The sequence below is a fragment of the Niveibacterium microcysteis genome (genome assembly GCF_017161445.1).
Taxonomy (GTDB): domain Bacteria; phylum Pseudomonadota; class Gammaproteobacteria; order Burkholderiales; family Rhodocyclaceae; genus Niveibacterium; species Niveibacterium microcysteis.
In genome coordinates this window covers 2,232,166-2,246,377 of the sequence record NZ_CP071060.1, presented here as the reverse complement: position 1 = coordinate 2,246,377, position 14,212 = coordinate 2,232,166, and the positions used below count along the sequence as shown (strand labels likewise).

Below are 14,212 nucleotides of genomic sequence, written 5' to 3'. Positions count from 1 at the left end.
GGAAAAAACGGGACGGGGAGACTCTCCCCCCAGATCGTCAGCCCGCCCCGCGGTCAAACACTGTTGCGACTTGCCATCTGCTGTGTCAGCGCAAGCCGATCGGGGTAACGTCGCGCTTTGCGGCGCCCACGTAGAGCTGACGCGGACGGCCGATCTTGTAGTCGGCGTCGGTAAGCATTTCCTCCCACTGGCTCATCCAGCCAACGGTGCGCGCAAGGGCGAAAATGCAGGTGAACATCGAAGTCGGAATCCCCAGCGCGCTCTGCACGATGCCGGAGTAGAAGTCGACGTTCGGGTAAAGCTTCTTCTCGACGAAGTACGGATCTTCCAGCGCGATGCGCTCGAGTTCCATCGCAAGCTTGAACAGCTTGCTGTCGTGCAGGCCGAGCTCGTGTAGCACTTCGTGACAGGTCTCGCGCATCAGCTTGGCGCGCGGGTCGTAGTTCTTGTACACGCGGTGACCGAAGCCCATCAGCTTGAAGGAGTCGTTCTTGTCCTTCGCGCGCTTGATGTACTCGCCAACGCGCGACACATCGCCGATCTCTTCCAGCATGTTGAGGCAAGCCTCGTTCGCGCCACCGTGGGCGGGGCCCCACAAACAGGCGATACCGGCCGAGATGCACGCAAACGGATTGGCACCGGACGAGCCAGCCAGACGCACGGTGGAGGTCGATGCGTTCTGTTCGTGGTCGGCGTGCAGGATCAGGATGCGGTCAAGCGCCTTGGCCAGCACCGGGTTCGGCACGTATTTCTCGCACGGCGTACCGAACATCATGTGCATGAAGTTCTCGGTGTAGTCGAGGTCGTTGCGCGGGTACATGAACGGCTCGCCAACCGAGTACTTGTAGGCCATCGCAACGATGGTCGGCATCTTCGCGAGGATGCGGTGGAAGGACACCGTGCGGTGTTCCTGATCCGAGAAGTCAGCCGCATCATGGTAGAACGCCGACAGCGCACCAACCACGCCCACGCACACGGCCATCGGGTGCGCGTCACGGCGGAAGCCCTGGTAGAAGCGGGTCAGCTGTTCGTGAACCATCGTGTGACGCTGGATCGACTTCACGAACGCTTCTTTCTGCTTCACGGTGGGCAGTTCGCCCTCGCGCAGCAGGTAGGCGGTTTCGAGGAAGTCGCACTTCTCGGCGAGTTGCTCGATCGGGTAGCCGCGATACATCAGCTCGCCCTTGTCGCCGTCGATGTACGTGATCTTCGACTGGCAGCTGGCCGTAGACAGGAAGCCCGGGTCAAAGGTGAAGTTACCGGTCGAGCCGTAGAGCTTGCGAATGTCGATGACGTCCGGCCCGTGTACGCCAGACATCACCGGGAATTCGACGCTATTGCCATCGATGGTCAGCGTAGCGGTGCGTTGAGTCGTCATGATTCGTCCCTTCTGTGCCAGTGATTGCAGTAATCCATCGGATACCGCGCCCGTCATGCCTGACGGATGGCGGCGATCAAGCTTTTCCATTCTTCGACCGGGCATTCCTCCCGGCCGCCAACCCATTTCCACAGCTCAATATCGTCCGTGGTGAGCATGTCGAGCAGCGTTTCAAGCTCGGCGTCGCTCAGGGCATCGAGATGCTTCGCGTAGTAACGCGTGAAGAAGATGTCGAGTTCCAGCAGGCCCCGGCGGCTACGCCACTTCACGCGTTCCTTGAGTGCGCTCATCGTGTGCTCAGACGGCCCTGCGGACCATCATGTCCTTGATCTTGCCGATCGCGCGCGTCGGGTTGAGACCCTTCGGGCACACATCGACGCAGTTCATGATGGTGTGGCAGCGGAACAGGCGATACGGATCCTCGAGATTATCGAGGCGTTCGCTGGTCGCCTGGTCACGCGTGTCGGCGATGAAGCGGTAGGCGGCAAGCAGACCGGCGGGGCCGACGAACTTATCCGGGTTCCACCAGAACGACGGGCAGGAGGTCGAGCAGCTCGCGCACAGAATGCACTCGTACAGCCCGTTGAGCTCTTCACGGTCTTCCGGAGACTGCAGCCGCTCGCGCTCGGGCGGCGGGTCGTTGTTGACGACGTACGGCTTGATCGAGTGGTACTGCTTGAAGAACTGGGTCATGTCCACGATCAGGTCGCGGATCACCGGCAGTCCCGGGAGCGGGCGCAACTGCACCGGCTCTTTCAGCGATGCGATATCGGTGAGGCAGGCCAGCCCGTTCTTGCCGTTGATGTTCATCGCGTCGGAGCCACACACGCCTTCACGGCATGAGCGGCGGAACGAGATCGAATCGTCCTTGGCCTTGAGCTTGACCAGCACATCGAGCAGCTTGCGATCGGTCGCGTCGACTTCGATCGACACGTCCTGCATGTACGGCGCTGCGTCCTTGTCCGGGTCGTAGCGGTAGATCTGGAATTTCATAGTACGGTTTGCCACGCGTGGTTCCTCCGATGGCAGATCAGTACGCGCGCTTCTTCAGCGCGATGGTGTCGACGGTCAGCGGCTTCATCACCACCGGCTTGTAATCAATGCGATTGCCGTCGCGATGCCAAAGCGTGTGCTTGAGCCAGTTGGCGTCGTCACGGCCGTCCGGCGTTTGCGGCGTGTCGGTCGCATCGTCGCGCACATGGGCGCCACGCGACTCGGTACGGTTGTTCGCCGAGATCATCGTCGCCTTGGCGACTTCGATCAGGTTCTCAAGCTCCAGCGCTTCGGTCAGCGCGGTGTTGAAGACCTTGGACTTGTCCTTGATTTCGGTGCGCTGCACCAGCTTCTCGACTTCAAGGATCTTGTCGACGCCGCTTGCCAGCATGTCCTTGAAGCGGAACACGCCGCAGTGCTTCTGCATCGTCTGTTGCATCTGTGCGCGAACATCGTGCACGTTGGTGCCGCCGCTCTGCGTCAGCAGGCGATCAACACGCGCGACTGAGCGATCAATTTCGGCTTGCGGGATCTCAGGCTGTGCGCTGCCCTGCCCCTTGATGTACTCCACCATCGTCTCGCCCGAGCTCTTGCCAAACACCAGCAAGTCGAGGAGCGAGTTGGTGCCGAGGCGGTTTGCGCCGTGCACCGATGCACACGCGCATTCGCCTGCGGCGTAGAAGCCGGGCACCGAGGCACCGTCGACGACGACTTCACCGCGGTAGTTGGTCGGAATACCGCCCATCTGGTAATGGCAGGTCGGTACCACCGGAATCGGCGCGCGGATCGGGTCGACGTTGGCGAACTGGATCGAGATCTCGCGGATGCCCGGCAGGCGCTTGTTGATGACGTCCGGGTCAAGGTGCGTGATGTCGAGCAGCACGTGATCCTTGTTCGGGCCGCAGCCGCGACCTTCGTTGATCTCGGTGACCATCGCGCGGGAGACGACGTCACGCGAGGCAAGATCCTTCGCGTTCGGCGCATAGCGTTCCATGAAACGCTCACCCGAAGCATTGCGCAGGATGCCGCCTTCGCCGCGCACGCCTTCGGTGATCAGCACGCCCGCGCCGGCAACGCCGGTCGGGTGGAACTGCCAGAACTCCATGTCTTCGAGCGGAATACCGGCACGCGCCGCCATACCCAGGCCGTCGCCGGTATTGATGAAGGCGTTCGTCGAGGACGCGAAGATGCGGCCCGCACCACCGGTTGCGAACAGCGTCGCCTTGGCCTGGAACACCACGATTTCCGAGGTTTCCATCTCCATCGCGATCACGCCGAGCACGCGGCCGTCCGTGTCGCGCAGCAGATCCAGCGCCATCCATTCAACGAAGAACTGCGTGTTCGCTTTCACGTTGCGCTGGTAGAGCGCGTGCAGCATTGCGTGGCCGGTACGGTCAGCGGCCGCGCAGGCGCGGCGAACCGGCTTGTCGCCGAAGTTCGACATGTGGCCACCGAAGGGGCGCTGGTAAATCTTGCCCTCGTCGGTACGGTCAAACGGCATGCCGAAGTGCTCAAGTTCCACAACCACTTCGGGCGCCTTGCGGCACATGAACTCGATCGCGTCCTGATCGCCCAGCCAGTCCGACCCCTTGACGGTGTCGTACATGTGCCAGTGCCAGTGGTCGGGCTCGGAGTTGCCGAGCGACGCCGAGACACCGCCCTGCGCCGCAACGGTATGCGAACGAGTCGGGAAGACCTTGGACAGCACCGCCGTCTTCAGGCCAGCCTCGGAGAGCTGAATTGCGGCCCGCATCCCGGCGCCACCCGCGCCGACGATCACCGCATCAAACGTACGCTTAGCGACTTTCACTTACAGCCTCCAAAGAATCTGGGCTGCCCAGCCCGCATAGCCGATCAGCAGGAAAGCGACGACCGAGTGCGCAATCAGGCGCACACCGACCGGCTTGATGTAATCCATGAAGATGTCCCGAACGCCGACCCACGCATGGAAGAACAGTGCGAGCCAGAACAGGAAGGTCGCGAAACGCATGAACCCGCCCGAGAACATGGCGCGCCAGGCTTCCGCAGAGAATTCCGGCAGACAGAACAGGTTGACGACGAAGAAGACGGTGTACAGCGCCATCACCGTGGCCGTGACGCGCTGAGCAAGCCAGTCACGCAAGCCGTAGTGGGCACCAACGACAATTCGGTTTTGCATGGCTTACCCCAGGAAAATCTTGGCGCCGATCAGCACCGTAAGAGTCAGGCTTACTGCCAGCACCGCGCCGGCGCTCTTGCGCGCGGTCGGCAGATCGAGGCCCTTGTGCATGTCCAGCAGAAGAAAGCGGATGCCGGCGCAGAAGTGGTGCAGATACGCCCACAGCAAACCAAACAGCACCAGTTTCACCAGCGGATTCGCAACCACCGATTTGGCTTGCGCCATAGCCTCGGGGCTGCCAACGCTGGAACCAAAGAGCCACAGCAAAACCGGCAGCATCAGGAACAAACCGGCGCCGCTCACGCGATGCAGGATCGATACGAATCCGGGCAGCGGCAGACGGATCACCTTCAGGTCGAGATGCTTGGGTCTCGGTTTCTTGATTGTTGTATCTGACATGCTTCACCTCTCACAGGGGCGCGTCGCTGGACTCGCCGTTCTCTTGCCTGCAACCGGCCAACCGGCCCGATTACAGCCTCAACTCAGTTCATTCAGGTAGTAGTGCTCGGCGGTGGAATACAGGCCGCGACGCCATTCCACCGGTTTGTCCCCATACGTATAGGCAACGCGCTCGACCGACAGCAGCGGCGAGGCTTCCGGCACACCAAGGGTTTCTGCGACATTGCGGTCGGCCGCTACCGCGCGGATCTTTTCTCGCGCATGCAGCATCCGCACCCCGAAGCGGGACTCGAACAGGCCATAGATCGAGCCCTGCCAGTCGCGCAGCATTTCGATATTGAGTCCGGAGAAGATCTCCCCCGGCAGGTAGATTTCATCCACCACGATCGGCTTGGATTCGTGCTTCAGAACCCGCCGAATGATGATGATCGGTGCCGACAGTTCGATGCCGAGATTGCGCGACGCTTCCTGCCCCGCCTTGGCGCGCCAGCAGTCCAGCGGCTCACTCTTGAGCGGAACGATTTCACCGGACAGCGGCGTCAGACGCAGGAAACGGAACAACGCGCGCGGGTCCGCGTGCGAGGCAACGAACGTGCCTTTGCCCTGACGACGGATCAGAAGGTTGTCCGCAGCCAGCTCATCGATCGCTTTGCGAACCGTTCCCTGACTGACCTGGAAACGCACGGCGAGCTCTTGCTCGCTGGGGATAGCTTGACCGGGACGCCACTCCCCCGACTCAAGCGCCTGAATCATCAGGCGTTTGATCTGCTGGTAGAGCGGGCTGAAGGTGGGCGACAGGTTCACCATGACCGCATTCAAGCACAGAAAAATCGGTGTGTCTATAATGCATCTCCTGTCTTATATAAGACATAAGTTAGCTTTTGACACTGTGAGATTTCTGGCCTACGATGATAGCCACATTGCCGCCGGCAGGCGCCGCGGCGCCCTATCAGAACCTGCGCGCAGGGCCGCGCTCTCCAGCATAGATAAAGGAGTCACACATGGCCAAAGCTCCCGTTCGCGTCACCGTCACCGGTGCCGCCGGTCAGATCGGTTACAGCCTGCTGTTCCGCATTGCCTCGGGCGAAATGCTCGGCAAGGATCAGCCGGTGATCCTTCAGTTGCTGGATCTGCCCCAGGCCCAGAAGGCGGTCAAGGGCGTGATGATGGAGCTGGAAGACTGCGCGTTCCCGCTGCTCGCCGGCATGATCGCCACTGACGATCCCGCTGTTGCGTTCAAGGACACCCAAGTCGCGCTGCTGGTTGGCGCACGTCCGCGCGGCCCGGGCATGGAACGCAAGGACCTGCTGACCGAGAACGCCAAGATCTTCACCGTTCAAGGTGCCGCAATCGGCCAGTACGCTGATCCGAACGTCAAGGTGCTGGTCGTCGGCAACCCCTGCAACACCAACGCCTACATCGCCAAGGCAACGGCTACCAAGTTCGGTCGCGTCAAGCCGGGCAACTTCACTGCCATGCTGCGCCTCGACCATAACCGCGCGCTGTCGCAACTCGCCGCCAAGTCCGGCCGCGATGTGTCGAGCCTGAAGAGCCTCGTCGTATGGGGCAACCACTCGCCGACGATGTACGCCGACTACCGCTATGTCACCTCGAACGGTGACAACGTCAAGGCGCTGATCAACGACGAAACCTGGAACCGCGAAACCTTCCTGCCGACCGTCGGCAAGCGCGGTGCTGCGATCATCGAAGCGCGTGGTCTGTCGTCCGCCGCCTCGGCCGCCAACGCCGCCATCGACCACATCCGTGACTGGGTGCTGGGCTCGAACGGTGAATGGGTCACCATGGGCATTCCTTCCGACGGCTCCTACGGCATCCCGGAAGGCATCATCTACGGCTTCCCGGTCACCACGGCCAACGGCGAATACAAGATCGTGCAAGGCCTGGAGATCGACGAGTTCTCGCGTGACCGCATGAACTTCACGCTGAAGGAACTCGAAGAAGAGCGCGCAGGCGTCGCAGACCTGCTGGCTTAAAGCGAACGGCGTCGGGCTCATGGATAACGTACGCCCCGAGGAAACCACGGGCCGCCCCGAGTTTCCTGGCGCCCCCATCGGGGGCAGGTCGCCGAATGGCGACCGCGGGCGCTCACCGCTCCATCCCGATGCCGTGCTGTTCGCCGGCGGCAGGCCGCTGCCGGCGATCCCCGCGGTGGACCATTACTGCGGCTCCGAAAAGAACATGCGCAAGGCGATCGCCTTGCAGCAACAGATGGGCCCGCTCTTCGACATCACGCTCGATTGCGAAGATGGCGCCCCCGCTGGCGCTGAACGCACCCACGCCGAGCTGTGCGGCGGCCTGATCGCAGGCGCCGACAATCTGTTCGGACGCATCGGCGCACGCATTCACGATGTCACACATCCGAGCTGGCACGACGACCTTGAGATCATTCTCGGTCGCGCCGCCGACCGGATCGCGTTTGTGACCGTACCAAAGGCTCGCGGCGCTGCGGATGTGGAAACAGCGCTCGCCGCCCTGCGCAATATCGAATCGCGCCTCGGTCTCAAGCGTGAGATACCGCTGCATGCGCTGGTCGAGACGCATGGCGCCTTGCATCAAGCGTGGCAGATCGCCGCCCTGCCCGGCGTCGAAACGCTGGATTTCGGCCTGATGGATTTCGTCTCGGAACACCACGGTGCGATTCCCGGTTCGGCAATGCGCTCGCCAGGGCAATTCACGCACCCCATGGTGGTGCGCGCCAAGTGCGAAGTCGTCGCTGCAGCAATCGCTCACGGCGTGATTCCGACGCACAACGTGACCACCGTACTCGACGACGCGCAGGTCGCCTTCGATGATGCGCGCCTCGCTCGTAACGACTTTGGCTACCTGCGGATGTGGAGCATCCACCCCGCGCAGATTGAGCCGATCCTGCAAGGCATGCGCCCAGCCGCCGATGAAGTAACGGAGGCCGCTGGCATCGTTTGTGCTGCGCAGGACGCGAACTGGGGACCGATCCGCGTCGGCACACGATTGCACGATCGCGGCTCGTTCCGCCATTACTGGAATTTGCTCGTGCGCGCCCGGTCTACCGGGATGACGCTGCCCAGCGAGGCCGAGCAACGGTTTTTCACCCCCAACCCCAATTAACCGAATGCCGAACGGCATCCTGACAGCAAACCGGAGGACCTCACCGTGCTAGAAGCCTACCGCCAACACGCCGCCGAACGCGCCGCCCTTGGAATCCCGCCGCTTGCGCTGGATGCCAAGCAGACGGCCGACCTGATTGAACTGATCAAGAACCCGCCGGCAGGCGAAGAAGCCTTCCTGGTGGAGTTGCTCACCTACCGCGTTCCGCCCGGTGTGGATGATGCCGCGAAGGTCAAGGCCAGCTTCCTGGCCGCCGTTGCGCATGGCGACATCAAGGTCGATCTGATCTCCAAGGCCAAGGCCACCGAGCTGCTGGGCACCATGGTGGGCGGCTACAACGTCCACCCGCTGATCGAGTTACTGGACGATGCCGAAGTCGCAGGCGTCGCCGCCGAGGGGCTGAAGAAGACACTGCTGATGTTCGACTTCTTCAACGACGTCGCAGAGAAGGCCAAGGCCGGCAACGCCAAGGCCAAGGAAGTGATCCAGAGCTGGGCTGACGCCGAGTGGTTCACCACGCGCCCGGAAGTGGACAAGAAGATCACCGTCACCGTGTTCAAGGTGCCGGGTGAGACCAACACCGATGACCTGTCACCGGCGCCGGACGCATGGAGCCGCCCCGACATCCCGCTGCACTACCTCGCGATGCTGAAGAACACCCGCCCGGATGCGGCCTTCAAGCCCGAGGAAGACGGCAAGCGTGGCCCGATCCAGTTCATCGAAGACCTGAAGAAGAAGGGTCACCTGGTCGCCTATGTTGGCGACGTGGTGGGCACTGGCTCCTCGCGTAAGTCCGCGACAAACTCGGTGATCTGGGCCACCGGCCAGGACATTCCGTACGTGCCGAACAAGCGCTTCGGTGGGGTCACGCTCGGCGGCAAGATCGCGCCGATCTTCTTCAACACGCAGGAAGACTCCGGCTCGCTGCCGATCGAAGTCGACGTCTCGAAGCTGGAGATGGGTGACGTCGTTGACATCCTGCCGTACGACGGCAAGATCCTGAAGAACGGCGAGACGGTGGCCGAGTTCAAGCTCAAGTCCGACGTGCTGTTCGATGAAGTGCGCGCTGGCGGCCGTATCAACCTGATCATCGGCCGTTCGCTGACCGGCAAGGCGCGCGAGTTCCTCGGCCTGGGCGCCTCGACGCTGTTCCGCCTGCCCAAGCCGCCGGCGGAATCGAAGGCTGGCTTCACGCTGGCGCAGAAGATGGTTGGCCGCGCAGTTGGCCTGCCCGAAGGCCAGGGCGTGCGCCCCGGCACCTACTGCGAACCGAAGATGACTACGGTTGGCTCGCAGGACACGACCGGCCCGATGACGCGCGACGAGCTGAAGGATCTGGCCTGCCTCGGCTTCTCTGCCGATCTTGTGATGCAATCCTTCTGCCACACCGCGGCCTACCCGAAACCGGTTGATGTGAAGACCCACCGTGAGCTGCCGGCCTTCATCAGCAGCCGCGGCGGTGTTGCGCTGCGCCCGGGCGACGGCGTGATCCACAGCTGGCTCAACCGCCTGCTGCTGCCGGACACCGTGGGCACCGGCGGCGACTCGCACACCCGCTTCCCGATCGGCATCTCCTTCCCGGCGGGCTCGGGCCTCGTGGCTTTCGGCGCCGCCACCGGCGTGATGCCGCTGGACATGCCGGAATCTGTGCTGGTGCGCTTCAAGGGCCAGATGCAGCCGGGCATCACGCTGCGCGATCTGGTGCACGCGATCCCCTACTACGCGATCAAGGCCGGTCTGCTGACCGTCGCCAAGGCCGGCAAGAAGAACGTGTTCTCGGGCCGCATCCTTGAAATCGAAGGCCTGCCGGATCTGAAGGTCGAGCAGGCGTTCGAGCTCTCGGACGCGTCGGCTGAACGTTCTGCCGCCGGCTGCACGGTCAAGCTGAACAAGGAACCGATCATCGAGTACCTCAACAGCAACATTGTGCTGATGAAGAACATGATCGCCGACGGCTACCAGGACAAGCGCACGCTTGAACGCCGCATCAAGGCGGTCGAGGCATGGCTGGCCAACCCGAACCTGCTCGAAGCGGACAAGGATGCCGAGTACGCCGCGGTGATCGAGATCGACCTCAACGATCTGAAGGAGCCGGTGCTCTGCTGCCCGAACGATCCGGACGACGCGAAGCTGCTGTCCGAAGTCGCCGGCGCGAAGATCGACGAAGTGTTCATCGGCTCGTGCATGACCAACATCGGCCACTTCCGTGCGGCGTCCAAGCTGCTCGAAGGCAAGCGCGATATCCCGGTAAAACTGTGGATTGCGCCGCCGACCAAGATGGATGCTGCCGAGCTGACCAAGGAAGGCCACTACGGCGTCTTCGGCAGCGCCGGCGCGCGCACCGAAATGCCGGGCTGCTCGCTGTGCATGGGTAACCAGGCACAGGTACGTGAAGGTGCGACGGTGGTCTCCACCTCGACGCGTAACTTCCCGAACCGCTTGGGCAAGAACACCAACGTGTATCTGGCTTCGGCCGAGTTGGCCGCGATCGCATCGAAGCTCGGACGCATCCCGACGGTCGAGGAGTACCACGCTGACATGGGCGTGATCAACGCTGACGGCAGCAAGATCTACAAGTATATGAACTTCGATCAGATCGCCGAGTACCAGGACGCAGCAAAGGCCGTCGTAGTCTGACCGCCAACGACCTGAGCCTGAACGCCCTGCATCGCGAGATGCGGGGCGTTTTTCTTTTGTTCCTTCAGATCACGCCTTGCTCGTGCAGTGCATCGAGCTGCGGGCGCTCCCTACCCAGCAGCCGCGCCAACAGGTCGCGCGTATCGCTACCGAGGTTTGGCGGCGCGCGGCGGTAGGTGGGCGGCGTTTTCGACATACGGATCGGGCTCCCTACCAGCGCTACCTTGCCAGCGGACGGATGCGCCATTTCGATGCGCATGCCGCGGTGGCGAACCTGGGGATCATCGAAGACCTGCGGAATCGTGTTGATCGGGCCGCAGGGTACGCCCGCCGCCTCCAGCGCTGCGATCCACTCGGCGGTGGTGCGCCTTCGGGTGACGTCATGTATCAGTGGAACCAGAACATCGCGATGGCGTACCCGCGCCGCGTTACTCCCGAAGCGTGCGTCACCGAGCCAATCGGTGCGGGCCTCGATACAGAAGCGCGCAAACTGAGCGTCATTACCGATCGCAAGGATCATGTGGCCGTCGGCGGTTGGGCACGCGTCGTAAGGGACGATGTTCGGATGGGCGTTGCCGACACGTGCTGGCGCTTTGCCGCTTGAAAGGTAATTGAGCGCCTGATTGGCCAGCGCAGCCACTTGCACATCCAGCATGCCGAGATCGATATGCTGCCCTTCCCCGCTACGCTCGCGCCACGCCAATGCGGCGAGAATCGCGTTGCTGGCATAGAGCCCGGTCATGACATCGGCCAGTGCGACACCGACCTTGGTCGGCGTGCCATCCGGCGCGCCCGTGATGCTCATCAGCCCGCCCATGCCCTGAATCAGGAAATCGTAGCCCGAACGCTCCGCGTAAGGCCCATCCTGACCGAAGCCGGTGATCGAGCAGTAGATCAGGCGCGGGTTGATTGCCGCGAGCGTTTCGTAATCGAGGCCGTAGCGCGCGAGCGTACCGACCTTGAAGTTCTCGACCAGCACATCGGATTGCGCGGCCAGTTCGCGCAGCAGTGCCTGACCCTCGGCGCGGGTGAAGTCGACAGTGATCGATTCCTTGTTTCGGTTCGCGCACAGGGAGTAGGCGGAGACATCGGTGTCTTCGCCCGCTTCGTCCTTCGCCCACGGCGGCCCGTAGGTGCGCGTGTCGTCGCCGCGGCCGGGCCGTTCGATCTTGATGACCTCGGCGCCAAGATCGCCGAGCAACTGCGTCGCCCACGGGCCCGCCAGCACGCGCGACAGATCCAGCACCCGCACGTGCGAGAGGGCGCCGACCGGGCGCATCGGCGCGCTCGCCTGCGCGCCCTTCTTGCGCACCCCTTTACGGGGCAAGACACCCCTGAGTGCCGGATCAGTCTCCAACATGCTTACCTCGTCTTCCGCGTTCGCGATGCAGTTGTCTTCTCAGCGTCGCGCACCATCACTCCAACGTTGCGATGGTCTTGCCGGCGGGGTCCTTGATGCGCTGCCACGCGGCGCCGAGCTGGTTCACCGTTTCGCCCGGCAGCGGAACATAGCCGCCGTCCAACGCAAACTTGCCGCCGTTCTGGCAAGACCAGCCAAAGAACTTCACAACGGCGGCCGCCTGCGCAAGCTTGTCCGTCGTGCGCTGCAGCATCACGAAGCTGGCGCCTGCGATCGGCCAGGCCTCGGGTGCCGACTGGTCGCTCAGCACCTCGCCGAAGGCGCTCTTGTCCCATGCGGCACTGCGCGCTGCGGCCGCAAGGCTCTTCTCATCCGGGGCAACGAACGCGCCGCTGCGGTTCTGCATGCTCACGTGGGCCAGTTTGTTCGCGCGGGCGTAGCCGTACTCCACATAGCCAATGGCACCCGGCAAACGCCTGACGAAGTTGGCGACGCCTTCATCACCCTTACCCCCAAGGCCAACGGGCCACTGCACGGCGCTGCCCACCCCAATGCTGTCGCGCCACTCCGGGCTCACCTTGGCGAGGTAGTGCGTGAGGAAGTACGAAACGCCGGCGCCATCGTCACGCCGCACGACAACGATCGACATGGCCGGCAAGGACACGCCCGGATTGATGTCTGCAATGCGCGGGTCGTCCCAGCGGGTCAGGCGGCCGCGGAAAATGTCTGCCAGTAGCGGCCCGGTCAGGCGCAGTTCGCCGGCCGCCACTTTGGGCAGGTTCACGAAGGGCACCGCGGCGCCAACGAGTACTGGAAACTGCACCAGGCCACGTTTGTCGAGTTCGGATTCGGTCAGCGGAATATCGGACGCGCCGAAGTCCACGCTCTTCGAAGTCACTTCCTTCACGCCGCCGCCAGAACCGATCGATTGGTAGCGAATGGTGTTGCCGGTTGCCTTGCCGTAGGCCTCCGCCCACTTCAGGTACACCAGCCGCGGCGACGATGCGCCGGCCCCCGTCACCTCCGCCGCCTGAACGATGATCGAAACCCCGGCGATCGCGCATGCCGCGACGGCCCGACACAACAGCGTTTTCATTGTCGTTCCTTTCCGTTTCCGTTCCACCCGGCCTGCCCGATCGCGCGCTTACGACGCATTGCGATACGGGTCGTAGACCTGATCCAGCACGCCACCATCGCTGAAGTGCGTCTTGAACGCCTGCTGCCAGCTGCCGAAGACCTCATCCACCCGGAACAGGCTCAGGGGCTTGAAGCGTTTGCTGTACTTCTCGGCGATTGCGGCGTCTGCGGGCCGGTAGTAGTACTTCACCAGCAGCTCTTGCGCCTCGGGCGAGTACAGGTAGTTAAGGTAGGCGTCGGCAAGCTTCCGCGTGCCCCGCTTCTCGACCATCTTGTCGACCAGCGCAACCGGCGGCTCGGCCACGATCGATACGCTCGGGACCACGATCTCGTAGTCGTCCGGCGCAGCTGCAACGAGCTGAAGCGCCTCGCTCTCCCACGTGATCATCACGTCACCGATCTTGTTTTTCGTGAAAGCGTTGTTGGCGCCACGCGCGGTGTACTCAAGTACGCGGTTGTTGCCGTACAGGCGCTTGAGGAAGAGCTTCGCGCTCGCATCGTTGCCACCCGGCTGCTTGAGTGCATAGCCATAGGCCGCCAGATGCCCCCAGCGCGCAATGCCGGAGCTCTTGGGATTCGACGTGACGACGTTGATGCCCCAGCGCACGAGGTCGTTCCAGTCCTTGATCTGGCGCGGATTGCCACGGCGCACGAGGAACACCACGGTCGACGTGAAGGGCGACGAGTGGTTAGCCAGCCGGCCTTGCCAATCGCTCGGCATGAGGCCCGCGGCGGCGATTGTGTCGATATCCAGTGACACCGCCAGCGTCACCACATCCGCCTCTTCGCCGTTGCGAATCCGCGCGACCTGGTTGGTGGATTGCGCGTGTGTCTGCTTGATCGTCACCGCCTCGCCGGTCTTCCCGCGCCAGTAGCGCGTGAACGCGGCGTTGTACTCCTGGAACATCTCCTGATTGATGTTCGACGAAGCGTTGATCAGGGTGGTGTCGGCACGGGCAGTTGCGCCCGCGCCGCACACACCCACAAGCCCCAGTACCAACCCAACCTGCCACACCCTTGCTCTTGCTGCCCAGCTTGTCATGTT

At 62.9% G+C, this 14,212-nt stretch carries 13 protein-coding genes; 3 read left to right on the top strand and 10 right to left on the bottom strand.

Annotated features, from left to right (window positions below; all coding sequences use genetic code 11):
* Nucleotides 1-85 precede the first annotated feature (85 nt).
* From gltA to JY500_RS10140, 7 genes are all read right to left on the bottom strand, one after another.
* The gene (gene gltA / locus JY500_RS10170) at nucleotides 86-1,378 is read right to left on the bottom strand and encodes a citrate synthase (protein WP_172199615.1); all 1,293 of its coding nucleotides are present in this window, start codon (nucleotides 1,376-1,378) and stop codon (nucleotides 86-88) included.
* 53 nt (nucleotides 1,379-1,431) lie between these two features.
* Nucleotides 1,432-1,668, bottom strand: a complete 237-nt coding sequence (locus tag JY500_RS10165; RefSeq protein WP_172199612.1) for an FAD assembly factor SdhE — start codon at nucleotides 1,666-1,668, stop codon at nucleotides 1,432-1,434.
* A 7-nt stretch (nucleotides 1,669-1,675) separates the two neighbouring features.
* Nucleotides 1,676-2,371, bottom strand: a complete 696-nt coding sequence (locus JY500_RS10160; protein ID WP_172200772.1) for a succinate dehydrogenase iron-sulfur subunit — start codon at nucleotides 2,369-2,371, stop codon at nucleotides 1,676-1,678.
* Between the two features lie 37 nt (nucleotides 2,372-2,408).
* Nucleotides 2,409-4,181, bottom strand: a complete 1,773-nt coding sequence (gene sdhA / locus JY500_RS10155; RefSeq protein WP_172199609.1) for a succinate dehydrogenase flavoprotein subunit — start codon at nucleotides 4,179-4,181, stop codon at nucleotides 2,409-2,411.
* Nucleotides 4,182-4,529, bottom strand: a complete 348-nt coding sequence (gene sdhD, locus JY500_RS10150; protein ID WP_172199606.1) for a succinate dehydrogenase, hydrophobic membrane anchor protein — start codon at nucleotides 4,527-4,529, stop codon at nucleotides 4,182-4,184.
* A gap of 3 nt (nucleotides 4,530-4,532) precedes the next feature.
* Nucleotides 4,533-4,928 carry a succinate dehydrogenase, cytochrome b556 subunit gene (gene sdhC, locus JY500_RS10145; RefSeq protein ID WP_172199603.1) on the bottom strand — a complete coding sequence of 132 codons (396 nt, stop codon included), beginning with the start codon at nucleotides 4,926-4,928 and terminating at the stop codon, nucleotides 4,533-4,535.
* Between the two features lie 78 nt (nucleotides 4,929-5,006).
* Nucleotides 5,007-5,735, bottom strand: a complete 729-nt coding sequence (locus JY500_RS10140; protein WP_172199600.1) for a GntR family transcriptional regulator — start codon at nucleotides 5,733-5,735, stop codon at nucleotides 5,007-5,009.
* Nucleotides 5,736-5,929: 194 nt separating this feature from the next.
* Between JY500_RS10140 and JY500_RS10135 the strand changes: the two genes are divergently transcribed.
* Genes JY500_RS10135 through acnB form a run of 3 tightly spaced genes read left to right on the top strand, consistent with a single transcriptional unit; the run spans nucleotide 5,930 to nucleotide 10,670 of the window.
* Nucleotides 5,930-6,922: a malate dehydrogenase gene (locus JY500_RS10135; protein ID WP_172199598.1), complete on the top strand. Its 993-nt coding sequence runs from the start codon at nucleotides 5,930-5,932 to the stop codon at nucleotides 6,920-6,922.
* A 19-nt stretch (nucleotides 6,923-6,941) separates the two neighbouring features.
* Nucleotides 6,942-8,033 carry an HpcH/HpaI aldolase/citrate lyase family protein gene (locus tag JY500_RS10130; RefSeq protein WP_206256264.1) on the top strand — a complete coding sequence of 364 codons (1,092 nt, stop codon included), beginning with the start codon at nucleotides 6,942-6,944 and terminating at the stop codon, nucleotides 8,031-8,033.
* 45 nt (nucleotides 8,034-8,078) lie between these two features.
* Nucleotides 8,079-10,670: a bifunctional aconitate hydratase 2/2-methylisocitrate dehydratase gene (gene acnB / locus JY500_RS10125; protein ID WP_206256263.1), complete on the top strand. Its 2,592-nt coding sequence runs from the start codon at nucleotides 8,079-8,081 to the stop codon at nucleotides 10,668-10,670.
* A gap of 64 nt (nucleotides 10,671-10,734) precedes the next feature.
* Here the strand turns inward: acnB and JY500_RS10120 are convergent, their stop codons facing one another.
* From JY500_RS10120 to JY500_RS10110, 3 genes are all read right to left on the bottom strand, one after another.
* On the bottom strand, nucleotides 10,735-11,949 hold the full coding sequence (locus tag JY500_RS10120) for a CaiB/BaiF CoA transferase family protein (protein ID WP_206256450.1): 1,215 nt from the start codon (nucleotides 11,947-11,949) through the stop codon (nucleotides 10,735-10,737).
* A gap of 136 nt (nucleotides 11,950-12,085) precedes the next feature.
* Entirely contained in the window at nucleotides 12,086-13,126 is a 1,041-nt protein-coding gene (gene pstS / locus JY500_RS10115; protein WP_206256262.1) for a phosphate ABC transporter substrate-binding protein PstS, read from the bottom strand.
* Nucleotides 13,127-13,174: 48 nt separating this feature from the next.
* The gene (locus JY500_RS10110; RefSeq protein ID WP_206256261.1) at nucleotides 13,175-14,209 is read right to left on the bottom strand and encodes a sulfate ABC transporter substrate-binding protein; all 1,035 of its coding nucleotides are present in this window, start codon (nucleotides 14,207-14,209) and stop codon (nucleotides 13,175-13,177) included.
* Nucleotides 14,210-14,212: the final 3 nt, after the last annotated feature.

Bases quoted from the DNA above. Each gene is read 5' to 3' on its own strand.
- gltA (WP_172199615.1), bottom strand. From the start codon at position 1,378: ATGACGACTCAACGCACCGCTACGCTGACCATCGATGGCAATAGCGTC.
- JY500_RS10165 (WP_172199612.1), bottom strand. From the start codon at position 1,668: ATGAGCGCACTCAAGGAACGCGTGAAGTGGCGTAGCCGCCGGGGCCTG.
- JY500_RS10160 (WP_172200772.1), bottom strand. From the start codon at position 2,371: ATGAAATTCCAGATCTACCGCTACGACCCGGACAAGGACGCAGCGCCG.
- sdhD (WP_172199606.1), bottom strand. From the start codon at position 4,529: ATGCAAAACCGAATTGTCGTTGGTGCCCACTACGGCTTGCGTGACTGG.
- sdhC (WP_172199603.1), bottom strand. From the start codon at position 4,928: ATGTCAGATACAACAATCAAGAAACCGAGACCCAAGCATCTCGACCTG.
- JY500_RS10140 (WP_172199600.1), bottom strand. From the start codon at position 5,735: ATGGTGAACCTGTCGCCCACCTTCAGCCCGCTCTACCAGCAGATCAAA.
- JY500_RS10135 (WP_172199598.1), top strand. From the start codon at position 5,930: ATGGCCAAAGCTCCCGTTCGCGTCACCGTCACCGGTGCCGCCGGTCAG.
- JY500_RS10130 (WP_206256264.1), top strand. From the start codon at position 6,942: ATGGATAACGTACGCCCCGAGGAAACCACGGGCCGCCCCGAGTTTCCT.
- JY500_RS10120 (WP_206256450.1), bottom strand. From the start codon at position 11,949: ATGCGCCCGGTCGGCGCCCTCTCGCACGTGCGGGTGCTGGATCTGTCG.
- pstS (WP_206256262.1), bottom strand. From the start codon at position 13,126: ATGAAAACGCTGTTGTGTCGGGCCGTCGCGGCATGCGCGATCGCCGGG.
- JY500_RS10110 (WP_206256261.1), bottom strand. From the start codon at position 14,209: ATGACAAGCTGGGCAGCAAGAGCAAGGGTGTGGCAGGTTGGGTTGGTA.